The organism is Symploca atlantica LB2515, assembly GCF_052546295.1.
In genome coordinates, this window is record NZ_JBQWMT010000001.1 from 1,942,460 (window position 1) to 1,968,160 (window position 25,701).

21 protein-coding genes are annotated in these 25,701 nt (G+C 45.0%); 15 read left to right on the plus strand and 6 right to left on the minus strand.

Features of this window, described 5'->3' with window-relative positions; all coding sequences use genetic code 11:
- Positions 1-26 precede the first annotated feature (26 nt).
- The 6 genes from ACT7WV_RS08215 (at position 27) to ACT7WV_RS08240 (ending at position 10,133) form a co-directional block, all read left to right on the plus strand.
- Positions 27-1,292: a GTP cyclohydrolase II gene (locus tag ACT7WV_RS08215; RefSeq protein WP_445102438.1), complete on the plus strand. Its 1,266-nt coding sequence runs from the start codon at positions 27-29 to the stop codon at positions 1,290-1,292.
- 382 nt (positions 1,293-1,674) lie between these two features.
- The gene (locus tag ACT7WV_RS08220) at positions 1,675-3,051 is read left to right on the plus strand and encodes a URC4/urg3 family protein (RefSeq protein WP_445102439.1); all 1,377 of its coding nucleotides are present in this window, start codon (positions 1,675-1,677) and stop codon (positions 3,049-3,051) included.
- A gap of 19 nt (positions 3,052-3,070) precedes the next feature.
- The gene (upp, locus tag ACT7WV_RS08225) at positions 3,071-3,727 is read left to right on the plus strand and encodes a uracil phosphoribosyltransferase (RefSeq protein WP_445102440.1); all 657 of its coding nucleotides are present in this window, start codon (positions 3,071-3,073) and stop codon (positions 3,725-3,727) included.
- A gap of 625 nt (positions 3,728-4,352) precedes the next feature.
- Entirely contained in the window at positions 4,353-5,633 is a 1,281-nt protein-coding gene (gene codB / locus ACT7WV_RS08230) for a cytosine permease (protein WP_445102441.1), read from the plus strand.
- Positions 5,634-6,014: 381 nt separating this feature from the next.
- On the plus strand, positions 6,015-8,810 hold the full coding sequence (gene secA / locus ACT7WV_RS08235; protein ID WP_445102442.1) for a preprotein translocase subunit SecA: 2,796 nt from the start codon (positions 6,015-6,017) through the stop codon (positions 8,808-8,810).
- A gap of 111 nt (positions 8,811-8,921) precedes the next feature.
- Positions 8,922-10,133: a quinone-dependent dihydroorotate dehydrogenase gene (locus ACT7WV_RS08240; protein WP_445102443.1), complete on the plus strand. Its 1,212-nt coding sequence runs from the start codon at positions 8,922-8,924 to the stop codon at positions 10,131-10,133.
- Between the two features lie 48 nt (positions 10,134-10,181).
- Here the strand turns inward: ACT7WV_RS08240 and ACT7WV_RS08245 are convergent, their stop codons facing one another.
- From ACT7WV_RS08245 to ACT7WV_RS08255, 3 genes are all read right to left on the minus strand, one after another.
- Positions 10,182-12,896, minus strand: a complete 2,715-nt coding sequence (locus ACT7WV_RS08245; protein WP_445102444.1) for a HEAT repeat domain-containing protein — start codon at positions 12,894-12,896, stop codon at positions 10,182-10,184.
- A gap of 178 nt (positions 12,897-13,074) precedes the next feature.
- The gene (locus ACT7WV_RS08250; protein WP_445102445.1) at positions 13,075-13,413 is read right to left on the minus strand and encodes a CU044_2847 family protein; all 339 of its coding nucleotides are present in this window, start codon (positions 13,411-13,413) and stop codon (positions 13,075-13,077) included.
- A 157-nt stretch (positions 13,414-13,570) separates the two neighbouring features.
- Positions 13,571-14,245, minus strand: coding sequence for an SOS response-associated peptidase (locus ACT7WV_RS08255; protein WP_445102446.1), 675 nt, complete (start codon positions 14,243-14,245; stop codon positions 13,571-13,573).
- A 115-nt stretch (positions 14,246-14,360) separates the two neighbouring features.
- On the opposite strand from ACT7WV_RS08255, the gene ACT7WV_RS08260 reads away from it, so the two are divergent.
- Complete coding sequence (locus ACT7WV_RS08260) at positions 14,361-14,843, plus strand: PD-(D/E)XK nuclease superfamily protein (RefSeq protein WP_463424231.1); 483 nt, start codon at positions 14,361-14,363, stop codon at positions 14,841-14,843.
- A gap of 134 nt (positions 14,844-14,977) precedes the next feature.
- On the opposite strand, the gene ACT7WV_RS08265 is transcribed toward ACT7WV_RS08260, so the two are convergent.
- Entirely contained in the window at positions 14,978-15,817 is an 840-nt protein-coding gene (locus tag ACT7WV_RS08265; RefSeq protein ID WP_445102448.1) for a DNA adenine methylase, read from the minus strand.
- Between the two features lie 332 nt (positions 15,818-16,149).
- Between ACT7WV_RS08265 and ACT7WV_RS08270 the strand changes: the two genes are divergently transcribed.
- The 4 genes from ACT7WV_RS08270 (at position 16,150) to ACT7WV_RS08285 (ending at position 18,957) form a co-directional block, all read left to right on the plus strand.
- Complete coding sequence (locus ACT7WV_RS08270; RefSeq protein ID WP_445102449.1) at positions 16,150-16,356, plus strand: DUF751 family protein; 207 nt, start codon at positions 16,150-16,152, stop codon at positions 16,354-16,356.
- 49 nt (positions 16,357-16,405) lie between these two features.
- Complete coding sequence (rbfA, locus tag ACT7WV_RS08275; RefSeq protein WP_445102450.1) at positions 16,406-16,810, plus strand: 30S ribosome-binding factor RbfA; 405 nt, start codon at positions 16,406-16,408, stop codon at positions 16,808-16,810.
- Entirely contained in the window at positions 16,807-18,447 is a 1,641-nt protein-coding gene (locus tag ACT7WV_RS08280; protein ID WP_445102451.1) for a glycoside hydrolase family 3 N-terminal domain-containing protein, read from the plus strand. The genes rbfA and ACT7WV_RS08280 overlap by 4 nt, the downstream gene beginning before the upstream one ends.
- Positions 18,448-18,714: 267 nt before the next feature.
- Positions 18,715-18,957: a DUF4327 family protein gene (locus ACT7WV_RS08285; protein WP_445102452.1), complete on the plus strand. Its 243-nt coding sequence runs from the start codon at positions 18,715-18,717 to the stop codon at positions 18,955-18,957.
- Positions 18,958-19,497: 540 nt separating this feature from the next.
- Here ACT7WV_RS08285 and ACT7WV_RS08290 read toward each other — a convergent pair.
- Both ACT7WV_RS08290 and ACT7WV_RS08295 read right to left on the minus strand, forming a co-directional pair.
- Positions 19,498-19,878, minus strand: a complete 381-nt coding sequence (locus ACT7WV_RS08290) for a hypothetical protein (RefSeq protein ID WP_445102453.1) — start codon at positions 19,876-19,878, stop codon at positions 19,498-19,500.
- A gap of 148 nt (positions 19,879-20,026) precedes the next feature.
- The gene (locus ACT7WV_RS08295; protein ID WP_445102454.1) at positions 20,027-20,377 is read right to left on the minus strand and encodes a hypothetical protein; all 351 of its coding nucleotides are present in this window, start codon (positions 20,375-20,377) and stop codon (positions 20,027-20,029) included.
- 115 nt (positions 20,378-20,492) lie between these two features.
- Here ACT7WV_RS08295 and cdf31 point away from each other — a divergent pair, with 115 nt between their 5' ends.
- The 4 genes from cdf31 to ACT7WV_RS08315 all read left to right on the plus strand — a co-directional run bounded on the left by cdf31 (position 20,493) and on the right by ACT7WV_RS08315 (position 25,632).
- Entirely contained in the window at positions 20,493-21,383 is an 891-nt protein-coding gene (gene cdf31 / locus ACT7WV_RS08300; protein ID WP_463424153.1) for a CDF family zinc efflux transporter Cdf31, read from the plus strand.
- A gap of 363 nt (positions 21,384-21,746) precedes the next feature.
- Positions 21,747-22,292, plus strand: coding sequence for a pyridoxamine 5'-phosphate oxidase family protein (locus tag ACT7WV_RS08305; RefSeq protein ID WP_445102455.1), 546 nt, complete (start codon positions 21,747-21,749; stop codon positions 22,290-22,292).
- A 54-nt stretch (positions 22,293-22,346) separates the two neighbouring features.
- Entirely contained in the window at positions 22,347-24,131 is a 1,785-nt protein-coding gene (locus ACT7WV_RS08310) for an N-acetylmuramoyl-L-alanine amidase (RefSeq protein WP_445102456.1), read from the plus strand.
- A gap of 115 nt (positions 24,132-24,246) precedes the next feature.
- The gene (locus tag ACT7WV_RS08315) at positions 24,247-25,632 is read left to right on the plus strand and encodes an RNA-guided endonuclease InsQ/TnpB family protein (RefSeq protein ID WP_445102457.1); all 1,386 of its coding nucleotides are present in this window, start codon (positions 24,247-24,249) and stop codon (positions 25,630-25,632) included.
- Positions 25,633-25,701 lie beyond the last annotated feature (69 nt).

Consider the following 25,701-nt stretch of genomic DNA (forward strand, 5'->3'; position numbering starts at 1 on the left):
AGGGTGCTTTCTACTAATTAAAAATCATGCAACAGCTAAAAATCGTCTCTAAACCGAAGCATATTGTCTTAACTTCTCATCCAGGTGCTTCTCGGTCGCAATCTCAATCAATTCGCTGGGGAGAGGGTGATCCTCTCAAACGAGGCCCGATTATTGGGACATTGAGAAACCAAGCTCATCGCAATGTCATCGGTAGCCATTCAGGTTCTTACTCTATTTACAGAGCTTTGGCCGTTGCCAGCGGAGCGCTTCAGGCTAATCACCTCGCTGATCTAACTAATACTTCTCCCACGATCGCCATTGGACCTCATCCCAGTTGGGCTAAAGGCAATCGTATCGTTTCCCTCGACCCCTTTGGTGCCATGGTGGGCGATGTTTATGCCCATTTCCATGAGCAGGGATACGATATTCGGCCGACAATTGCCGTCACTCAAGCTCATATCAAAATGCCAGAAATGCAGGAAGCTGTGGCAAAAGGGCGATTATCAGTCGATGGCAAAATTTTAAAAAAAGACGGTAGTTTACTCGTCAATAAGGTGGCAATTGATCCCGTCTGGTATCTGCCAGGAATTGCTGAGCGACTCAAAGTATCAGAAAGCAACCTGCGTCGCGCTTTATTTCAGCAAACTGGTGGGATGTTCCCGGAATTGGTCACGCGCCCCGATTTACAGGTATTTTTACCACCGATTGGCGGCACCACTGTTTATATTATTGGTGATTTAGCGGCAATTACCGACCCCAAAAAACCTCTAGCTGTGCGGGTACACGACGAATGTAACGGCTCAGATGTCTTCGGTTCCGACATCTGCACCTGCCGTCCCTATTTGGCCCATGGCCTGGAAGTTTGTACCCAAACAGCCCAAGATGGTGGCGCAGGTATCTTAGTTTACTACCGCAAGGAAGGTCGAGCTTTAGGTGAGGTCACCAAGTTCCTGGTCTACAATGCTCGTAAACGCCAGGAAGGAGGCGATAGTGCCGATGCCTACTTCAACCGCACCGAGTGTGTAGCTGGTGTGCAGGATATGCGCTTTCAAGAACTGATGCCAGATGTGTTGCACTGGCTGGGAATACAACGAATCGACCGTTTTATTTCCATGAGTGATATGAAACACGACGCGATCGTTAACTCCGGCATTGAGATTGTCCAGCGCATTCCAATTCCAGAGGAACTGATTCCTGCCGATGCACAGGTGGAAATTGCTGCCAAGAAAGCTGCTGGTTACTATACTGAACAACCAGCACCGGATGCGATAGCCCTGTCTACAATTAAAGGGCGCTCCCTAGCAGATTAGTTCGGAGATTGGGGGGGAAGAGAGTTTGGGTAGATCTAAAGTTCAAATTGATCAAGTTTGAATTTTGGCTTAAAGTCCCATCTCTGTAGGGAGGAGTTGTTAACCCCCCCTGTTTTCCTCCCCCTGTCTGATTTTTTCTGGTGCAAAAGTAAAAAACCTACTAAAAAATCCTACTCTCCCGTTCCTTCGTCTGGGGAATAATGCCCATCTTCCCCAAGTGAGCCAAGTTGAACACTATCCGCTACGCATTCCCCCTCCTAGCTTGTCGGGGTAGTTCATTGATTATCAACAACCAGCACTCCCGTATTTTCAGAAAATTAGCCAAAATATCAGAGCAATACAATTGCCTTTTTTCAGCCAAAGGGAGCTGCCGTAAATTAAGATGAAGAGCAAACTTGAAGCCGAGCTACGACCTGAGCGTATCGCTTACTTAAGAACGCCAAGAGCAATTCGAGGGCAATGCGATCGCCTTTTTCAGTTAGCCTGTGCTAACCAGTTGCACCATTTTCGCTGTGATTTGAGCAACTTAGACCAGGTAGCTAGTTATGTAATCGAGGTGATGGGGGAAGAATATCCAGATTTAAACATCCCGTTTCATAGTCGCTGGCGACATTTCGAGGTGGGCAATATCCCACGCCTGCAAGAATTAGAACAAAAATTGGTACAACTGAGCCCACTAGAAGCCGCACAAGCCAAGTTTGACCTAGCAATGGTTAGCGTATTACTTGATGCTGGTGCTGGTACTCAGTGGCAGTATCGCGAACCAGAAACAGGATTGGTATTTCACCGTTCTGAAGGGTTAGCAGTAGCAAGTTTTCGTATGTTCTGCCAGGGTGTGTTCTCTAGTGACCAAGAGCGCCCTCTACGAGTTGATGCTCAAGGACTACAACAATTAACCTTAGAAGAGCTAGCCGCTTCATTCCAGGTGTCTCCAGCCAATCCACTCCTGGGTTTAGCAGGCAGGTGGTCACTGCTACAGCGCTTGGGGAAATCACTATTAGATTTTCCTCGGCTATTTGGCAATGGGTTACCTCGCCCTGGTAATTTGGTTAATTACCTGCTAGGTTGTGCCAGTTTTCCGATAACCACTGGCAAAGAAGCAGAAAGCTTAACCCCAAATGCTATCTCCCCTAGGGATGGAGTAGCCGGCTGGGGGATGCGAGATAGAGAGCAATTGCCAGAGGTAGGGGTATCTCAAGGCAAAAAGCAACTGCTGGCTAGTCGGGTATTGAGTACCCTCTTAGAGGGATTAGGAGATATCTGGCCAGGAGGACTAACCATCGCTGGCATCAATTTAGGTGATGTTGGGCGACACTCAGCTCTTCAAGAAGATGATCTTGGTGGTGAATATGTGCCATTTCACAAACTATCTCAGTGGTTAACTTACTCCCTGCTAGAACCGCTACAGGAGCTAGGCATAGAGATTGCTGGACTCGACCAGCTAACAGGTTTGCCAGAGTACCGCAATGGTGGTTTGTGTCTGGATTTAGGGCTGTTGGTCGTGAAAGAAACTGCCCTGTTCCAGAAACCTCATGCACCCCAATCTGAGGTGATTGTCGAGTGGCGGGCCCTGACTCTAAGCTGCTTAGACTTAATCGCGGTAGCCATCCGGCAACAATTTAAGCTCACAGAAGAGGAGTTGCCCATGGTGAAAGTTTTACAGGGAGGAACTTGGACAGCAGGAAGACGCATTGCTGCTCAGTTAAGAGCAGGTGGCACCTCCCCAATTCAGTTAGAAAGTGACGGCACCGTATTTTAAAAGGCATAAGTAACAAGGCATGCAGGCAAAAAAAAAGGCAGTGACGGCTCAAGTCAGGGTAATTGATCACCCTTTTGTGCAGCACAAATTAACCCTGATGCGTCAGTTCCAAACTAGTACAGCAAAATTTCGCCAACTGATGAAAGAGGTTGGCATTTTGTTAGCCTACGAAGTGACCCGTGACTTGCCCCTTAAGTATCAAGAAATCAAAACACCCCTTGCCCCGATGATGGCTCCCGTGCTCGCCTCAGAAAAAAAAATGGTAGTTATCTCGATCATGAGGGCCGGACAGGGGCTGTTGAACGGAGTTCTGGAACTAATTCCCTCGGCTCGTGTGGGGCATATTGGGTTGTACCGTGACCCAGGAACCTATGTTGCTATTGAGTATTATTTCAAATTTCCTAACGATTTGGAGCAACGAGATATTGTAGTGGTAGATCCGATGCTCGCGACTGGCAACTCCGCTGTTGCGGCTGTTGACCGCATCAAGGAAGCTAATCCCTTATCAATCAAATTCTTGTGTTTATTAGCGGCACCAGAAGGAATTGAACACTTCCACCAACAGCATCCTGACGTGCCAATTTATACGGCGGCAATTGACGAACAATTAGACGAAAACGGCTATATTTTACCGGGTCTTGGGGACGCCGGCGATCGCCTTTATGGTACAAAGTAGCAGTTACTGCTGCTATTGGGTCTAAGTAGTCGGGTGACGTCTTCCCGTCGCTAATTCAAAGAATATAGCGCGGACCCTCTCCAATCACTTGGAAGATTTCCTGGTTACTCCCTTACCGGGATTTTGACACTTGCCTAGGCTGAAATCTACTCGTTTCAGCCCCCGGTAGACCGTCTGCACAGGCAGTTTCCCTTCCCCCTAGCCCAGGGGTACTAGTTGAGTTTTGTTTCGTTTTTTCGCTACTCAACTCACGATGCAGCAATTCCAGCTAGCGGAAGTGAGTCTATGCATCGACCCTGCCTAGCTTACCACTTAGGTGCTGGGGGAGTCCATGTTGTTACTGAGCTTGTCGAAGTATCCCAGCGCTAATTTCACGAATATAGCGCGGGTTCCTTCATTTCGTTCAAGGACATGCTTATAGCTCCCCCAAACCCCCTCAAATAGATAAAACTCAAGTTTACTGTTGAGCCAGGGGAACAGCAAACAGTAAATAATCAAAATTGCCAATCCGCATACTGCTCAACAATGGTTAAATGAAGACTTGTATTGTCTACCTGCTGTTTCGAGGAGGTTGTATCCCTGTAAGCAGTCGTATTTGTAGGTGTACAGGGACGCACGACACTTGATGATTAAGACATCAGAACCGCTCTCAATTGACCGCTCACAAGCAAATGAAGACTATCCTTTAAGCGCTGTTCCCCCAGAGGCGCGCAAGTCGATTTGGTCGCTAGCTCCCTTACTCATTGGTTTTACGCTTTATTCGGGAACTTTGTTTGCTGGAGGGATAGTAGGTTCAGCCTATCGCTTTTGGCCCGATTTAATTAGTGTTATTGTGTTGAGTAACCTCATTCTAGGTGTCTACGCAGCAGCACTCAGCTACATTGGCGCTAAAAGTGGTCTCACGACAGTACTGATGGCGCGTTTCAGTTTTGGTAATCTTGGCTCGCGCTGGGTAGATTTCCTGCTGTGTTTTACACAAATAGGCTGGTATGCTTGGGGTTCAGCCTTTATGGCAGAGTTACTCAATCAATTGGTGGGACTGCCTAAATCCTTCAATTGGTTAGTGGTTCTCTTTTTTACCTACGCCTTTTGCACTACGGCTTACATGGGCTATTTGGCAATGGATTGGCTCAGTCGCCTAGCAGTACCAGTAATGCTAATTTTAATGGCTTGGGGTTTGACTGGTGCCACGGCAGATCTCGCTAGTTTGTCGGCGGCACAGGTAATCATTCCCCAAGAAAGTCTCTCTGTTGGAGAGGCAATGACAATTATTGTTGGTACGTTTATCTCAGGTGCTACCCAAGTAACTAACTGGAGTAGGTTTGCCAACTCAGGTCGTACAGCTATTTTAAGTGCATTGCTCGCTTTTTTCCTGGGCAATGGTTTCCTGATCTTTAGCGGTGCCTATTGCTTTTTTGTGTATGGGCAAGAAGACATTGTTAAAGTGATGGCGCAGCAGGAACTACTAGTGGGGGCATTGGCGTTGTTTTTCTTGAATATGTGGACAACACAAGACAACACCATCTATGCCTTCTCTGTAGCAGGCGCCAACATGTTTCGTACCAAGAAGCGAGATCGTTTGGTATTCTTGGGGGCAACTATTGCCCTGTTTCTGGCGTGGAGCGGTATCTACAATTTTCTAGTAGATTACCTGATTCTGCTGGGTACTTTTATTCCTCCCATTGGGGGCATATTAATGGCGGACTACTGGCTAAATCACCAAGGTAGATTTCCTTCTTTAGATTCATCCCTACCAACCTATAACTGGGCGGGTATTACTGCCTATATACTTGCTTGCGCAATAGCGGTTTATGGGCCAGGAATTAGACCAATCAACGGTATTATTGCCGCAGCAGTTCTTTACCTAATTACCGTAGGGGTAAGCAGCTTATTCTCAAGAAATTGACGGCAAAGGCAACAGGGAAATGCAGGCAAATAGTAAGTTGCCTAAACTCAAAGAATCTTGGTCTGAGGACAAAGCTAACTGTAGTGGCTGTCGAAATCACCGTACCACTTCAGTCTCAGCGAAAATGATAGGATAATTATGAAAATCCTCAGAAAATAAGGGTAGCTTCTGGGTGGTCAGTAATTAGGCGGTCAAAGACTTGTGCAGGTATTATCGCCTAGATTAAGCCTTTTCGTAACTCAAACTGGTGACCAGTCAGCAAGAAGGCAACCAAGACTTATCCTCAGATGTTAGGAAAAATCTGTACCCAGCGTTACCATATCCTTAGCCTCTAACATCTATCTCTAGACAAAGCTCTAATAGACATCTCCCTCTCCTGCTATGTTGAAAAATTTACTTGGCGATCCCAATACACGTAAACTAAAAAGATACCAACCTTACGTTGCCGATACTAATGTCTTAGAAGAAGATATTCAGGTACTTTCGGATGAACAACTCAAGGGTAAAACGGCAGAATTTCAACAGAGGTTGGAGAAAGCAACTACAGATCGAGAGCGAGACGAGATATTAGATGAATTGTTGCCCGAAGTCTTCGCAGTAGTGCGGGAAGCTGGCAAGCGGGTTTTGGGAATGCGCCATTTTGATGTGCAGCTTTTGGGGGGCGTTGTCCTACATAAAGGACAAATTGCTGAGATGAAAACTGGTGAAGGAAAAACTTTGGTTTCTACGCTACCAGCTTATCTCAACGCTCTTGATGGTAGAGGTGTTCACATTGTCACAGTCAACGACTACTTGGCTCGTCGAGATGCCGAGTGGATGGGGCAAGTACACCGTTTCTTGGGCTTGAGTGTCGGACTAATTCAATCGGGTATGGGGCCGGCAGAGCGACAGCGCAACTATGCCTGTGACGTCACCTACGCCACCAACAGTGAGTTAGGTTTCGACTACCTGCGAGACAACATGGCAACGGCAATGGCTGATGTTGTACAACGTCCCTTCAACTATTGCATTATCGATGAAGTAGACTCAGTATTAATTGATGAAGCCCGGACACCGTTGATTATTTCCGGACAGGTAGAGCGACCAACTCAGAAGTACTTGAAGGCAGCAGAAATCGCACGAGCGCTTCAGCCAGAAGAGCACTACGAAGTTGATGAAAAAGCGCGCAACGTCCTGATGACGGATGAAGGATTTCAGTTAGCCGAGGAACTGCTGGGTGTTCAGGACTTATTTGACCCCAATGACCCTTGGGCGCACTATATTTTTAATGCCATTAAAGCCAAAGAACTATTTACCCAAGATGTGAACTACATCGTTCGCAAAGGGGAAGTGGTAATTGTTGATGAATTTACGGGGCGGGTATTAGCTGGACGCCGCTGGAGTGATGGCTTACACCAGGCAATTGAAGCCAAAGAGCGGGTAGAAATTCAAAACGAAACCCAAACCCTGGCAACAATTACCTATCAGAATTTCTTCTTGCTGTATCCCAAGTTAGCGGGGATGACGGGTACTGCCAAGACTGAAGAAGCTGAATTTGAAAAAATCTACAATCTACAAGTTACAGTTATTCCCACCAACATGCCGTCTCGTCGCCAAGACATGTCGGATGTCGTCTATAAGACAGAAGAAGCCAAGTGGCAGGCAGTAGCCGCCGAATGCGCCGAAATGCACGAAATCGGACGCCCTGTGCTGGTAGGTACGACGAGTGTCGAAAAATCAGAACTGCTCTCTAGACTGTTGGCAGAACGCACAGTACCTCACGAACTGCTCAATGCTCGACCAGAAAACGTGGAACGAGAGTCGGAGATTGTGGCACAAGCCGGCCGCCTAGGAGCCTTGACTATTGCGACAAACATGGCAGGGCGAGGCACAGACATTATTTTGGGTGGTAATGCTGACTACATGGCAAGGCTCAAGTTGCGGGAATACTTGATGCCCAAAATTGTCATGCCCTCAGAAGAAGATAGTTTCTCACCCATGGCGGTGCCCGGTGCTAGTGGGGGACGTTCCGGCGGGGTAGGCTTTGCTCCTGGCAAGAAGGTGAAAACCTGGAGAGTGAGCCCCCAAATTTTCCCTACGGAACTATCCAAAGAAACCGAACAGCTACTAAAAACTGCTGTGGATTTTGCCGTACAAAAGCATGGAGAACAGAGTCTACCAGAACTAGAAGCTGAGGACAAATTAGCAGTAGCGGCAGAAAATGCGCCCACAGATGACCAGGTAATTCAAAAGCTGCGGGAGGTTTATAAGGCGGTAATTTCTGAATATGAGGAGTTCACCAGCCGTGAGCATGATCAGGTGGTGGAAAAAGGCGGTTTGCACGTCATGGGTACAGAACGCCACGAATCGCGCCGCATCGACAACCAGCTACGGGGACGTGCTGGCAGACAGGGGGATCCAGGCTCGACTAAGTTCTTCCTCAGCTTAGAAGATAACTTATTGCGGATTTTTGGCGGCGATCGCGTGGCAGGTTTAATGGATGCCTTCCGGGTTGAGGAAGATATGCCCATCGAATCTAAAATGCTCACTCGCTCCTTGGAAGGTGCACAGAAAAAAGTCGAAACCTTCTACTACGACACCCGTAAACAGGTGTTTGAGTATGACGAGGTGATGAACAATCAAAGAAAAGCCATTTACGCAGAAAGGCGGCGGGTGCTAGAAGGTTTAGACCTCAAAGAGCAGGTAATTCAGTACGCTGAAAAGACAATGGACGATATTGTCGATGCCTACGTCAACCCAGAGTTGCCACCAGAAGAATGGAAATTAGATAAGTTAGTGGAGAAGGTGCAAGAATTTGTCTATCTTCTGCAAGATCTAGAGCCTATACATCTGGATGATATGACCATTGGGGAAATTAAAACCTTCTTGCACGAAGAAGTCCGCAAAGCTTACGATCTTAAGGAAGCCCAAGTTAATCAGATTCAGCCAGGATTGATGCGGCAAGCTGAGCGATTCTTCATCTTGCAGCAAATTGACACCCTGTGGCGGGAACACTTACAGTCAATGGATGCCCTGCGGGAGTCGGTTGGCTTACGAGGCTACGGGCAAAAAGACCCCCTAATTGAGTACAAGCAAGAGGGATATGAAGCCTTCTTGGAGATGATGATTGACATCCGCCGTAATGTCGTTTATTCATTGTTCCAGTTCCAGCCGCAAACTCAAGCACAAGCGGTTTAACGACTGAAAATGGTTAGTAGAAAAGAGAAAATTGAGACTATAAGCCAGATACTGGTGTACAAAGTTCAATTTTCCATTTTCCATTTTCCATTTTCCATTTGACTAAAGGTAATGGATATTTATCAATCTGGAATTCGTCCGGTTTTGTTCTCTGCCTTGAAAGCTGATCCAGAATGGTTGCATCAGCAAAGTTTGCAGCTTTTAGGTAAGCTAGATCGCACTAGTGAAAGTCCCTTAACCAGCTTACTTAAGGCTCGATTGCAGCAATCTTTTTGCTTGAGTGATCTTCGCTTAGGGCAAACTCTCTGGGGGCTGCAATTTACTAATCCCTTGGGTTTAGCTGCTGGGTTTGATAAAGACGGCGTGGCGGCTAGAGTCTGGGGTGAGTTTGGTTTTGGTTTTGCTGAACTGGGTACGGTGACGTTTCATCCTCAGCCGGGAAACCCTCGTCCTCGCCTCTTTCGTTTGCCTGAAGACCAAGCAGCACTCAACCGCATGGGTTTTAATAATCTAGGGGCGGCGACGATGGCGCGAAGCTTGGCAAGGGGGTTGCCAGCTAGCAGATTAGAAGTTGAAGGTTTAAAAGATAATAACCTACAAAATTTAACCCCAATTCCGATTGGTATTAATCTGGGGAAATCTAAGATAACATCCCTAGCAGAAGCAGCGACAGATTACCTAGGCAGTTTTCGCCTGTTGAAGAATTTAGGGGACTACTTTGTCGTTAATGTCAGTTCACCCAATACACCGGGATTGCGATCGCTTCAAGATGCGGCTCAACTTGGTTTAATTTTGGATGTTCTACAACAGGAAAATCAGGGCTTTAAGCCAATTTTAGTGAAAATTGCTCCAGATTTGACAACCGAAGCGATCGCAGATGTTCTCAGTCTTGCCCAAACTCATCAGTTGGCTGGGATTATTGCCACTAACACCACCATTCGTCGTGATCTGCTCAAAACTGAGTTCATTGAGGCAACGGGCAAATCAGTTGAGGAAGAAGCTGGTGGTATTAGTGGGGCACCATTGCGTCAAAGATCAACAGAGGTGATTCGCTTTATTTATCAGCAAACTCAAGGTAAATTGCCGATTATTGGGGTTGGAGGCATCTTTACGGCAGAGGATGCTTGGCAGAAAATTACGGCGGGTGCCAGTCTGATTCAAGTTTACACTGGTTGGGTTTACGAGGGCCCTTGGATGGTGCGGCGAATTCTTCAGGGTTTGCTAGAGAAGTTGGAAGAACGGGGGTTGAGTTCGATTTCTTTGGCAGTGGGAGGGGAAGGGAATCAGGGGGTGAAGGGTAATAAGTCAAAATCTAATGAATAAGCCCAAACTTCAGACCAATTGAAGACAGTACATTTAACTGATTATTTATTACTTAACAAGACGCTTCACCCTTGCCCAGATGGGCGAGTAGGTAAATCTCACCAACTTAGGATAAACGGGAATAAAAGGCTGTTTTTCCTTACTGAATCTAACTGCTAATTTGCGTGCTAAGGGAAATATATCATTGCGATAGATATTTATTTCCAGGGAATAGATCAGCTTTTTCAACGTTTCTGCATTGCCAATTTCACCTAATGCCTCTGCCGCATAGCTTCTCACCTCACTATCGGAGTTGTTAAGGGCAGCAATTAAAGCCTCAACTGCTTGGGCATTGCCAATTTCACCTAAAGCCTCTGCCGCCTCCCTTCTCACGAAACTATCGGAGTCCTTAAGGGCAGCACTTAAAGCCTCGACTGCTTGGGCATTGCCTATTTCACCTAAAGCCACTGCCGCCTGCCTTCTCACGAAACTATCGGAGTCCTTAAGGGCAGCCTGCAACTTCTCAACCATCCGCGAGTTTGCTTTACCCAACACCACCACAGTTGAATTGATAAAATCAGCCGTTGGATAAGAATGCCAAAACTTGTAAATACGCCCAACTATCTTACCAATCAAAGGGTGAGAAATCTCTCCACATTCCCCCAAACAGCGCCCTGCTAACAACAACTGCGTCTTAAAAATATCATCCTTTTCCTTAGTAATAGCCTCAAGCAAAGGAATAGGATCTTTCATCAACCCTGCCAGTAGCATTAAAGTTTCATGACAATCATATTGCCACAAAAGTTTTTTAACTAAAGCAATTCCTGCTGTCTGATTTTCCTGAATCTTTCTCTGTAAATAAGCAGCCGTTAAATACTCCTGAAAGGTGCGGTGCAGAAACAGATACTTATTACCCTGCCTATCCCACTTTTGCAGAATACCATCTTTTTCCGATAGTTCCTCAATCAGTTCTGAGGGCGTAGAATTTTTAAAATCAAGAGAAACTTGCTCATTTTTTAGGCATCGGTTAATTGTCTCAGAGAGAACATCTAAATCAAAAACTTCGCTACCATCTCCCTCCTCATCGCAGGAAAAATAGTAAGCAACTTCCTCCAATAACCTAATTTTGGCAGCAATCTTCCCTGCTGATACAGAATGTCGATTAGCACTCCATTTGTTCAACATATAATCGACGGCTTGCTTATAAACCTCAGTGCGCCGCGCCGGAAGAGTCAAGCCTTTTTCTTGATATAAACTACAAAGTAGGGATAAGAGTAAAGGATTCTGAACTAGTCCGCCAATTTGGGGTTTATGCCGCAGTTCTGTAATCAGTTCCTCGGCTGATACATGATCATTGGTGTGTTCTTCAGCATTTTTAAACCAAGTTTCAATATACTCTTCTGTTTGCTGCTGGCTAAAGGGCACAATCTCTACTTCTTTCCCAGCTTCTAAAAACCCTCCACCATAGCCAACAATACGAGAAGTGCAAATAATCGGACAGGAATAATTCTGTTTAAACCTTTGCAGCTTTTCTTTTAAACCATTGCGCTGTACTTTCGGCACTTCATCTAAAGCATCCAACAGCAAGAAGCACTTACCCTGGTCTAATTTTTCCTGCAAAAGATGGCTGATAGCTGGGTAAGTTTTCGGATGATCTCGCTGGATGATATTAGGGATAGCATTGATGATTTCTGAATCAGTTTCCGCTAAATCAGACAAGCGTAGCCAGATAGGAAAAATGGTTTGATCTATTAAATTTGACCTCTCCCCCTTTAGCTTCTCTAACTTCTCCCTCTCCTCTTGCGCCCTAGTTGCCGCCTCCATCCTCAATAAGGTAGACTTTCCCATACCTGGGTCAGCCAGCACCATAAAATTCTCATTTTGATGCTGTTTTTTAACCTCTTGCCAACCAAGTTTACTCCGCTGAGATTCCTCCAATCCCTTGAGGGCATAAGCACGTTTTTGTACTGCCTCTATTTCCCCATCCAAGAAAGACTCTACATCTTTTCGTTGCGTTTCTAAACTAACTTGAACAGGAATATATTGCTCTCTCAGACTAATTTTCTGCTCTCTAATATGAAAAAAACTAATATAGTTAAACTTCTCCTCAATCTCTGCTAGAAATTGACAAACAGCATTCTTCCCAGGTTCTAACCCCAGTAAGTCTAATTCCCCTAAAATATTATCCCAGCGAATGACATAACTCTCGTCACTTTTACTGGACTGAATTACTCCCACCACACCGCCCAATTCTTCAGCAAAAACTGGACCGCCACTAGTTCCGCGGTCTACTTTGGCATCAATTCTCTGGGAAGTAAAAGTAGAATTTTCTTGAGGTAATTTATTCCAAGGATTGCTAGCAGTTATCTGTTGGGGGGGATAGGTAGGCAGAATTTTAACAGGCGCACTAGGACGAATATTTTGAGCGGAAATATCAATCCCTTCTGGAAAAAAATTCTCTTGTTTAGGGGGAAAGCCATAAACCGTTACCGAGGTAGCTAGCTGAGGCGGATTAATAATTGGTACTGTCTTAGCACCCTCTATACTAATCTTGAGAATCGCAATATCTACTTCTGGATTAGATAACTCTTCGCACCATTGCGCCTCGTATTCTTGACCCTGATACTCTACCTTCAGGGTATCTAATAAATAAATAACATGATGGCAAGTAACCAAATAACCATCAGCCCGAATTATGAATCCAGAACCCGCAGTCTTTCCCCCCTCAGAATTGAGGATTTTCACCATGGATTCTCTAAGTTGGTCAAGGCTATATTGACTCATGATTAGGGCATGTTTACCGCTTTAGTTACTTTGTTTTCTCTAATACAAGCCTACTTTGCCCATTTCCGGATTAGGTGCTGTGGAATAAAGATCTGCTTTCTGACAGATACCCGACTTCTTTTCTCAAACCTTAGCTAACACTATATAAACTCAATTCAGAAGTCGAGTATCTCAGTTACTACTTACTCAAATCCCACTCAATGGTAACTTTCACATTGGCTTGCGCCGTCCCCTTGGTTACGAAAGGAACTCCCGTCTCCCCACCAGCTTGTAAGCCAAATTCTAAAGTAACTTTACTTGGCGAAACAGTATCAGTGATTCCTTGCTTGACACTATCAAGTACCATTTGTGAATAACTGCGTACTGTACTAACCATTGTCTTTTTTAATCTTTCTGTTCTTGCCTGAATATCATCTATATAGCCAACAGCTTGCAATTCATCACTGTCCTCTTCGTCATATTGAATGTAGATTTTTTCCCCATCAGTGCCAAGTACTTCTGTAATTCTTGTAGGCATTGCCGTAGTTTCTCTAGAGTGCAATTAGCAAATTTTCGCTCTTATCTTAGCCGTTGTTGAGCTAAATTGCCTAATAACAGAAGCGATCGCAATTACAGCAGTCTTCAATTGTATGATCACCTACTACCTAAGCATCAATCCCTTTTCACTTTTTAAATTAAATTCTCTCAACACACTCTGCACTATCATTACTTGCCTTATTCACAACCTTACTAACTGGATAAACTATCATCTCTTCAGGCGGATAAGGATGCAACAAAGGTTGTAATAACTCTGATTTTTTTACTTCACTATCCAGCCACAAAGGATAATCTTTCGGCTCAATAATTACTGGCATACGGTTATGAATAGGGCGAGTTAAATTATTCGGTTCTGTCGTCAAAATCGTGCAAGACTCAACTTCTGAACCATCAGCATCTTGCCAATGTTCCCATAAACCAGCAAATGCAAATGGCTGCTCATCTTTCAGACGAAAATAAAAGGGTTGCTTTTGTTTTTTCCCTTCATGTTTTTGCCACTCATAAAAGCCATCTGCTATTACCAAACAACGCCGACGCTTGAAGGCACTACGAAAAGCTGGTTTCTCAGCAACCGTTTCTGTCCTAGCATTAATTAATCTCGCCCCAATTTTGGCATCTTTCGCCCAACTAGGAATCAAACCCCAACGCAACATCCGGAACTGCCTTTGCTGCTGTTCTGGAGTCTGTAAAATAGTCCCCACAGACTGAGTAGGCGCGATATTATAACGAGGGGTGAGAGGCGGAACTTCGGCTATTTGGAATGCTTGTGCGATTACTTCTGCTGATTGAGTTTGACTAAATCTTCCACACATAGTTTTATTCTATGGCTTGCAGGTTGCGGTAGTTTTAAGGTATTCAAGCTAATACAACCGCACCGCTATATAGTACATAATTACTATTTTAAACCCGATGATCAATAAAAGTCTAATCAATCAAGGGAGGAGGGCAACGAAGTCTGGCAATGTTTTAGAAAAAACTGTGGAAGGAATAATACAAGGAAACGGTTATCTGCAAAGCTGTGAATATATACCGAAAAAGCGAAGAAAGGACTGGCTAATAAATTCTCAGGAACCGATAAAAAGATATGCTAGACAAGTTTACATAGGCCCAGGAATTTATGGAACTGATATTTATGTAGACTTTTATCTTTTTGGCGTTCCCCGAATCCCTGATAGTTTAATCATTGAATGTAAATGGCAACAATCCAGTGGTTCAGTTGATGAAAAACTGCCTTACCTTAACTTAAATATCCAGAATTGCTATCCTACTCCCGCAGTTGTCCTCATTGATGGCAAAGGCATGAAGCCGAAAGCTATTGATTGGTTGACCAATCAAGTTAATTTTAATGCTAATCTTCTAGCAGTTCATAATTTAACTAGTTTTATCACTTGGGCTAATAATCATCTGTAATATAGCAGGATCGGTTAGCGAAGCTTAACCCATATTGGTGTTGAGTTTTCTACGCCAACCTAACCCCTGCGCATTTTCAAGTTAATTGTGTCTAGCTAAATAAATACTCTAAATACTATCTAGAAAGCCCAGATTTAATAAGAAGTAATTAACACTTCAGTAATCCTACCTCGCTTCTTCGCATTAGAGTTAATCACTCTCGAAGCAGAAACTGTATGAATACTAAAACCGTGATATAGTTCTCTAATAAATGGACAGTCAGAATTAGAAAGCATCACTTTAACGCCACGGCTTGCTAAGCTGACAAAAACATTTCTGAGATTGACTTGCTCAGCTCGATTAAAAGAATAGCGACTATAGGCGGTAAAATTACTAGTAGAGCTTACCGGATGATAAGGAGGGTCAAAGTAAACAAAATCGTTACTGCCTTTGGCATAGTGCACAACGTCTTGAAAAGATCTGGATTCAAGGTAAACATTCTCAAGTGCTGCTGAGACTGATCGCAGTAAAGCTGGGTCACAAATTTTAGGATTCTTATATCTACCGAGAGGAACGTTGAATTCCCCTTTAGCATTTTCTCTGTAGAGACCATTAAAGCAAGTTTTGTTTAAATAAATTATCCTAGCTGCCTTTTGGAAAATACTGCCTTCAGAATTACTGCGCACTTGATAATAGTATTCTGGACTATGCTTTTGTTGATGCTCACTTAAGAACAAAATGACTTGCTCTGGGTCATTCTTTAAGCAGCAATAGACATTAATCAACTCTTGATTAATATCACTCAAAACGGCAGACAAGGGTAACCGCTGCTGTGACAAATAAAAGAAGACTGCACCACCACCGAGAAACGGCTCGTAGTAAGTTGTAAAAGTCTGGGGAAAGTAATTTTCGTATTGCTGAATTAGCCTATTTTTGCCTCCAGCCCATTTAAGAAAGGGACGCGGCTTAGCCATGTTGGTTGTTTTGAGAAGCATTAAATCTAATGATGGTTTAATCTTTTAAAAATCTATAATCTTGCAGCAAATAATAACCTAGATCAGGGATTTTTATTGGGCAAATTAGCGGCAAGGAACTTCCAAATTACCACAAAATGTTAGCAAGTAATTAATTGTCGGATGTAGAAAATATTTCTCAGAGGTAATGATTATTACCCAACGGCAGTGCCAATCGAGTTCAACGGCATTGCCTGATCCTTGGAGGAGATTAGACAAATCAACTCAACTAAAAAGAACTTGTCGAACTCGCTAACAAGTGCTACCAGTGAAGATACAGTAACTCTTAGCCGCTTAGAGCGGTGACTCTACCTATGTTTGAAGGCTTCTGGCAAAACGTCTCTCGCTACCCACGCTACTTGATTAGCTTTACCTTAGGCATTTTCTATTCGGTTTACCTGTTCTTCAAACCTTTGTTGCAAAATCCCATCAGTGCGATCGCTTTCATTGGTCTTGTAGTGGGTTCCTTTTTCTTTATCTCTTTTACCCTCCGTGCCATGCTAGGGTTGAGTCCAGTTTAGACTGGTAGTCGTTGCAAACAACTGCCCGTACTGTATCAAAGGGGGCTTTATGGCCACAAGTCGCCGTGTTTCTCGTATTTCCTCACTAATTAAGCAGGAAGTCAGCCAAATGTTGCTCTATGACATCAAAGATGACCGCGTGGGTGCCGGAATGGCCAGCGTCACTGACGTGGACGTTTCTGGTGACTTGCAGCATGCCAAAATCTATGTCAGCATCTATGGCACAGATGAAGCAAGAGCCGAGACGATGGCTGGTTTAAAGTCAGCTACCGGCTATGTTCGCCGCGAATTAGGCAAGCGAGTTCGTCTGCGCCGCACACCAGAAGTCATATTCGTTGAAGACCGAGGTTTAGAGCGTGGCGCTCGCATGCTGACACTGCTCAATCAGCTCTCTGATGAGCGTCAGGACAAAGAAACGGATGACACGGTTCCAGAGGTAGAGGTTCAAGAGTGAAATCGCTGCCTGATGGGGATCAACTATCCCTAGCCGAACAGGTTGCCCAGATGGTCGTAGTACGGGCATCTGGTTATCTGTTCGACCAGCAAATTCAATACCCAGATTGGGAACCTCCGGCCGCCAAGCTGCGCTATTGGTTACAAGAGTTAGGTGTCGGCGGCGTAATTTTATTAGGAGGAAGCGCCGGAGAACTAGCACTGAGGTGCCAACAACTCCAAGACTGGGGTAAAATCCCTTTGCTGATTGCGGCTGACATCGAAGAGGGAGTAGGTCAACGCTTTGGCGGTGCTACTTGGTTTGCCCCACCGATGGCAATTGGGGCAATTGCCCAACAAAATGAACAACAAGCTGAGTTATATGCCGAGCAAATGGGAGCAATCACGGCCCAAGAAGCCTTGGCAATTGGCATTAACTGGTTACTGGCACCCGTTGTTGACGTCAATAATAATCCCCAAAACCCAGTAATTAACGTCCGCGCCTTTGGTGAAACACCACAAACCGTAAGTAAACTGGCAAGGGCATTTATTCGTGGTACTCAACAGTATCCAGTTTTGAGTACTGCTAAACATTTTCCTGGTCACGGCGATACTGCAACTGATTCTCATCTAGATTTACCAGTATTGCCTCAAGATTTATCGCGACTGCACCAAGTAGAATTGCCTCCCTTTGTAGAGGCGATCGCTTCTGGGGTAGATGCCGTCATGAGTGCTCACTTGTTAATTCCTGCCTTAGACAAGCAACTCCCTGCCACTTTATCTAAGCAAGTTTTGACTGATTTGCTGCGCATCAGTTGTGGATTTGAGGGACTGATTGTTACAGATGCCCTAGTCATGGGAGCGATCGCCAATCGCTATGGCGCAAATGAAGCTCCAGTAATGGCTGTAGAAGCCGGGGCCGATATCCTGTTGATGCCTGTCAACCCCGAAAGTGCGATTCAGGCAGTCTGTGACGCTGTGACCACAGGACGCATCTCACGAGAGCGTATTCAAGAGTCGCTAGAGCGTATCTGGAAGGCTAAAACTAAGGTGATAGAGAAACAAGTTTCTTGCTCACCGTCCCCCACACCGATCTGTATTGACCAATTAGCGCAGCCAGAGGCTCTCACTACAGTTACCAACATCCTGCGGGAGTCACAACAAAGCGGAGGTTCCCTACCTTTAGCAACTCAAGCTGCTAACAGCACCAACAAGCCACGCAACGTGATTGTCGTGGACGACATTCTAGCTTGTGATTTTCTAAATCGACACACCCCAGCCGTGGCAATACCTAGACAACTAGGTTACGAACTACAGCTTATTGACCGCCACACCCCACTGATTTCTGAGGATCTGAGTGATTCTCTTGCCGCCAGGCCAACTCTCCTCCAGCTATTTATCAGGGGTAATCCCTTTCGGGGTAGTGCAGGACTGACCCCCGAAGTAGCTGCTATGTTTAAGAAAATATTAAGAAATCCGGCTCTCCAGGCTTTGGTAATTTACGGTAGCCCTTATGCATTGAAGCAATTTATACCAAACCTGCTGCCGGAACAGTCTTATGTATTTTCTTTTGGGCAGATGCCACAGGCTCAGATAATTGCTCTTGAAGTCTTATTACCTAAAGTCACCACAGTTGATGCTTTCATTCCATTTCTTTAAGTTTGGTTAACCTCCCGTCAACCCCCTCTTTACGCCTACCTAAGTTACCAACATTAAACTGGCAAAGGATTCAAGCCGGTTTATTTGGTTTTTCTTCTTTGAGAGGTTAGACTTGAACAGTTTGCCTGAGCCTGTTATGTTTCGTAGTCTTGTGTTAATAAAACGCAGTGCATTGTAACTTTCTATACGGAAATAAATTTATTTTCACGATACTGAATTCTTCGTTTATATTTAATCGTATAGCTGCTATTTACCAGGTTAATAACCATGATTGTTGACACGGTGCAATCTGCTCCTCCTATCCGGTATTCCATTGATCTCATCCAAGAAGAAGCACGTAACCTTGTCGAGAAGGGAACTATTGGTCGGCAACAGCCGATCTATGTACTTTGTCAGTACATTCCAGCTCGCGAGTGGGTTTGTGTTGAGTGTGAACTAGAAGAGTGCGGCTACTTACTTAGAGACCGCGTTGCTGATTTGTTGGGTCCGGAAGAATGGGACAACGACTAAGGTATTGCGGTTGAACAACACACGAAATTAATTGCGAGGCAGTGATATCAAGTTTGGTTAATTACTTATCGTTACAATCTGACCGGGGAACCGGGGGGGAAACTGGTTGTTTGTAGCTATGCCATCCACTCTGATATCGCAGCACCAGTGTGTAGAGCTATCTCAACATCAATCAGCAAAATTAATACTGTACTGTTCACTTTTGCTCAGCTTGACTAGATAAACTGGAAACAAATGTTTCATTCCCTTGAGTGTTGGAGATAATTGTGTCGCTTCAAGTTTTAGCTAATGTCCTCAAAAACTCATAAATACTTAGTAGCACTAGCAAGCCGCATTGGCAAAGGTGAACGTTTTTTTGCTTTTTGGCTTTTGACCACGGCGTTCCCTAGACCTGAATTCTTGGTTTAAGCTCTGATTATCACTGAAGTAATTTAATTCCAAGTCTGGTCTCTGTCGAAAATCATACTGTTGTTAATCTTCCGCTACCTGCAAGGGCAATATTATTCCCCAGGTAGCGGTTTTTCATCAAAGTAAGATTAACTAACTATTAGAGTCAGAGTTGCGCAGCTTCTCTAACTCAGTCCGAACCGCAGAAATTTCTGCTGTCAGTTCCTCAATTGACCTTTGTGTTTTGGGAGTAGCAGAGGTTGTCGGCGCTGATGCATAGGTTTCACTGGGTGTTTCTGCTGTCGGCGCACTTCCTGAACGTTGGGTTTGCCTCAACATCTCTTCGATAAAACTCCGCGCTTCTTGTTCAGTTATTTCTCCTTTTTCGGCCCATTCCGTCACTTTTTGACTGATCTCTGAAAAGGTTTCCTCTCGCTTTTGAGGGTCTTGCAGAGTCTCGACGAGGGAAGTTGTCGCTCCCAAGGAGGCACGAAACCCAGTTTGTAGTAATTCCAGGAAATTGTTGGATTTCATCTAAGTAGTTAGTTATTCGCTATTAGTTTTCTGGGGATAAGAGAGTGCATCTCAAGGCAAGAAGCTGTTACTTAACAAAATAGCCAGTTCCTCTTGATGACGCTGCCTATTTTACATTAGTCGCTAAGAACTCAGGATATCGAAGCTTTCAGCCGACTTGTTCTAAATACTGGTTCAAGTCCTCAATCAAGCGAGTCAATTCAGCTTCTGTGCTTAAACGCATCTGCTCATCCCGGAGAGTGATCAAGACTTTGGCGGCAAAAGGACTGGGATAGATGTTGGGATTACAGAAAACTTCGAGAAAGACATCTCCGGTATACTGGAACTCCATCGATTTTTGGGGATTGGGTTTGCCGCCGCTTGCTGAACTCTGACTAGCGGTTTTGAGACTCTGCATTAATTGGGAAATCTCAGCTTGTAATTTTTGGGCAGCATCGGCCGTGAAACTGAACGAAACAGAACCCCCTACCAAATTGAGTGTTAGTCGCGGTAAATGCATCAGTAGTTGCGATTAGTTATGGTTTGCCAATTAATATTAACCATAGAACTAGTACAGCATCGGCCCTTGTCTCTAAACTAGATTAATCAACTTTAATTTTAGTGGGGTGAGCGGCGTGCATCAGATAGATAACCGTCCCGCGATCCGTAGGGTTCTGATTATTACGCTGCTGCTGAATTTGTTTGTGCTGGCTTTGAAAGCAGGCGTTGGCTGGTGGACAGGTTCCCTCAGTTTACTAGCAGATGCCCTGCACAGCGTGACTGACAGTGCCAGCAACGTCTTGGGATTGGTAACTAACCAAATGGCATCACCTCTGCCGGATCGCCAGCATCCCTATGGACATCAAAAATATGAGGCGATAGGAGCCATGGGGATCGCTGCTTTTTTGGGTTTTGCCTGCCTAGAAATTGTTAAAGGTATTGTAGAGCGCATCTTTTTTGGTGGTCAGCTAGTCAAAATGTCAGCACCTGTACTGTGGCTGATGCTGATTGTATTAGGAGTCAATATCTTTGTCGCCTTCTACGAACGCCGTGTCGGTAAACGCCTCGGCAGTAATATTTTGATTGCTGATGCTCAACATACCATGAGCGATGTCTGGATTACGATCAGCGTGATTGCTGGATTAATTGGAGTCTGGAGTGGCTGGCAGTGGCTTGATTTGGTTTTGGCATTTCCTGTGGCGTTGTTGGTGTTTCGCAGTGGCTGGAAAGTATTGCAAGAAAACTTACCCTGGCTAGTAGATGAAGTAGCGATCGCACCAGAAGCAATTCAAGCGATCGCCATGCAAGTACCTGGTGTAATTAACTGCCATCAGATCGCTTCTCGTGGTCTTTTAGGTCGCCAAGTCTTTATTGAAATGCACATGATTGTAGATAACCAAGACGTTGCCAGTGCTCATCAAATAACTGAAGAAGTCGAGAATCTTTTGGAAGAACGCTTCCAACCAGTGCGAGTTGTTATTCACGTTGAGCCCCAAGCATATCAATCTGACCAGATTAGCTTTTAGTCAAAAAATACTCCATCATACCCATAGTTTTCCACAGAGATTGGCAGTTTTCCACAGAAATTTGATAGTTTTCCACAATAGATAAACAAAAGATAATCTTTATGGAACCTTTACTTAAGGTATTTTGAGAACAATTTGTACCTCGACTCTCTGCACGACTAATCCCCTAATGACACTCCATCTTCTCAAGTCTGCGCTCTTGCTCATATATCCTTTTAGCTCAACATCCTGGTATTCTTAATATCTGGTCTTTGGTAACAGCTTGCTTCCTAGCCAAGAGGATTTCGGCTGACTCCTCGACCAGACTAAAGATCATCGCGGCTCACTTCTACAAAAGTTTCGTCTTAACCAGAAGGTTGCTCTATGGCTAAGTTTTACTCCGAGATTGATGCCTCACTGCAAAATTTTATCAAAGAGCAAAAGATATTTTTTACAGCAACAGCACCCGTTAAAGGTCGCATTAATTTATCTCCCAAAGGCATTGATACCTTTTGCTGTCTTGATAATAAAACTGTCGCCTATCTTGATTTAACTGGCAGTGGTAACGAAACATCTGCCCACTTGCAAGAAGATGCCAGAATGACAATTATGTTTTGTAGCTTTTCAGAAAAGCCCTTAATTCTTCGCCTCTATGGCACAGGTAAAGTGATTCGACCTAGGGATGAAGCTTGGTCACAATTCTACTCACTCTTTAATACCCTGCCCGGAGAACGGCAAATTATTGTTTTGGCAATTGAATCAGCGCAAACTTCCTGTGGCTTTGCTGTACCTGTCTATGAGTTTAAGGAAGAAAGAAAAACGCTTCTGGACTGGGCTGATAACAAGGGTGAACAGGGTATATATGAATATTGGCAAGCGAAAAATCTGCAGAGCATTGATGGTTTGCCGACTAAACTATTGGAAGATTAAGAATTTTTAGTGTAAAGTGACTTGGGTTCGGTATAACTGGCATCTTAATCAAGCATGAGAAAAATTCTGGGATTGGCAGTTTTAGGAGCTGTGATTACCTTACCCGTTGCGGCACAACAACCACTATTCCTGGCTTATCCCCCAGAGGAACACCAGACAACTGCCTCAACAATTTTCTTGATTGGTACAGCCTCCCCATCTGGAGAAGTACTGGTAAATGGTCAAGCAATTGAACGCAGTCCGGCTGGTAATTTTGCCCCCAGTTTTCCTTTGCAACTAGGGGAAAATCAGTTTACCCTGCGCTACCAAAACCAAGAAATCAAGGTTAGCGTCACTAGGCTTTCCACAGAACCAGAGGTGCCCGTAGGATTGGAGTTTAGCAAAGATTCTCTGACACCAACAGTAGATATTGCCCGATTACCAGGAGAACTTGTTTGTTTTAGCGCGATCGCTTCTCCAAAAGCCAAGGTTACCGTGGGTTTAGCTAATCAAACCATCCCTTTATTGCCTCAATCCCAGAATATCCAATTGCCAGCGAATTCTGCCGTATTGACACAACTTAATCAGCCAGCTAGCGAGTCTGTGATTGGTCATTACCAGGGTTGTACAACTGCACAGACAGCAGCCGATTTAGGGCAACCTCAGTATCAGCTAACTGTTAATGGTCAAACAACTAGCCAGTCAGCAGCCGGTAAAATTTCGATTCTCTCCCCGGCACAACTAGAAGTTGTCGAGGTGACAGCCGATGCAGGTGTGGCGCGCACTGGCCCCAGTACAGACTATTCTCGCCTAACGCCTTTGCCCAAAGGAACCAGGGCTACCGTCACTGGTAAAGAAGGAGAGTGGGTGCGTCTTGACTACGGTGCCTGGATTAAAGCGGCTGAAGTACGTTTCCTGCCTGGTGTAGTGCCACCATTATCACTGATTCGTAGTATCCGCGCCCGTCAGGTTGCGGGGGCAACAGAAGTGATTTTCCCCCTACAAACACCTGTACCAGTCAGTGTGCAGCAAGGCGATCGCACTTTTACCCTCAATCTCTATAACACCACAGCACAAACTGATATTATTCGCCTAGACGATGACCCATTAATCTCCCGCCTCGACTGGCAACAAGTGACGCCAACTCAGGTGCAGTATACCTTCAACCTGAAATCTCAACAGCAGTGGGGTTATGACTTACGGTACGAAGGAACTAGTTTAATTCTCTCATTGCGGTATCCACCAACCCTGAAGAGTAACTCTCTCTCTGGCATCAAAATTGTAGTCGATCCAGGCCACGGCGGAGATGAGTTGGGGTCAAGGGGACCCAATGGTTATCCAGAAAAAGATGTTAACTTGACCGTCTCGAAGCTACTGCAAGAGGAACTAGTGCAACGAGGGGCCGAGGTTTACATGACAAGGGAGGAAGATCAGTTTGTCTCCCTTGAGGATCGGGTGAAGATGATTAATCAACTCAAACCTGCGATCGCACTTTCGATTCACTACAATGCCTTACCCGATGGTGGTGACGCCATGAATACGGCTGGTATTGGCATGTTTTGGTATAACACCCCAGCCCACAGTCTCTCAGTGTTTCTCCATAACTACTTAGTAAAAAAGCTAGGGCGTCCTTCCTACGGCGTCTTTTGGAATAACCTAGCCTTAACTCGTCCTCACACTGCGCCCTCGGTGTTGTTGGAACTAGGATTCATGATTAATCCGGTGGAATTTGAATGGATCACCAACCGGAAAGAACAGCAGAAATTAGCAAAGGCGATCGCCGATGGCATCGTTGCCTGGTTCCAGAATGTTCAACAAAATCGCCAGGATTCCCCCACCTCGAAGCAAATGAGGGTTTAGCTCACAAAGCGCAGGTGGGGGGAGGAATTGCGGGACGGCGTAAGTATGGAGTCGTCCAAGCTACTTGCCATTGCTTCACGACAATGATAGTGTAAGACAACATCGTGAAAGTATCATGGGCCAAACCCTAACTGCCAAATTAAAACTAGAAGTCACCCAGGAGCAAAAAGAACAGCTCCGGGTGACTTCTTTGGCATATAAGGACGCATTGAATTACACATCTGGTGTTGCCTTCGAGATGGGTAAAACCTACAACGGCACCAAGATACAGAAGAAAGTTTATTACACACTGCGGGAGAAGTTTAGACTACCTTCGCAAATGGCTTGTAATGTTCCCCGTCAAGTTGGAGCAACCTATAAGTCATTACGGACAAAGTTGAAGCACAACGAGGAGGCATTTAAAGCGGGTCGTACCAAGAAACGATACAAGGGATTGGATAAACCACCTAAGTACGTTTCTCGTACCTGCACCTTAAATTATCAGCGTGATTACTCATTTATTAAAGACCAGAAAGTAAGTGTCATCACTTTATCTGGTCGAATCAAGGTAAATTATCAGGGATACTCCAAGCATCTTTATCTGATTAATTCTGGAGTAGCCAAAATTGGAGCGGCAAAACTTTGGTACTCACGCGCCAGGAAAACTTACTACTTGTTAGTAAGCATGGAGGTGGAAATACCAGAGCTAACACCGAACAATATAAACAGAGTCATCGGTGTAGATGTTGGGCAGCGCTATATTGCTGTTGCCGCAGATACCCGAAATAAGGCTCAGTTTTTCAGTGGTAAACAGGTGAGGCACAAAGCTTCTCGTTATGTAAAAGCGAGAAGGTCTTTGCAGCGTAAAGGCACCCGTAGTGCAACCAAAAGATTAGTTGCTTTATCTGGACGGGAGAGACGGTTTATCGCTGATACGAATCACTGCATTGCTAAGCAAGTTGCAGAGCCTAACACCCTGATTGGATTGGAGAATCTAACCCATATCCGAGAGCGGACCAAGCCCCAGAAAAAGGGCAAGAAAGCGTCGCACAAACAGCGTAGAGCTAACAGCAACAAGGCTCGTTGGTCATTTGCACAGCTGCACGGCTTTATTGATTACAAGGCTGTGTTGTCTGGAAGTTTGGCTGTCAAAGTAGATGCTCATTATACTTCTCAGGCTTGTCCCTGCTGCGGTCACACATCCAAAGGAAATAGGCCCAACAAGGGTCTAACTTTTGTGTGCCAGCAGTGTGGTTATGTTCTCCATTCCGATTTGATTGGTGCTCGAAATGTTGCACTTAGAGTGTTGCTCTTTCGGCAAGACTGGGAGAGTACGGGGCGTTTTTCAGCCGTCCCTGATGCGTCGTCGGATGAAGGCAAAGCCGATAGCGAAGCGGTAGCGAGGCAACGAGCGTCGCGCCTTTCGAGGTATTCGGAACTGCGCTGGACGATAGATGCAATCTCCACCCTCAGCGAAACGGAGCCGTCAGGCGAAGTGTCGCAGGGTGGAGTCGTTGAATAAACCTCCAATGTTTTTTCAGTAATAAGTAATAGTAATAACTGGAGAAGAGGCTGAACCTAAAGACAAGCT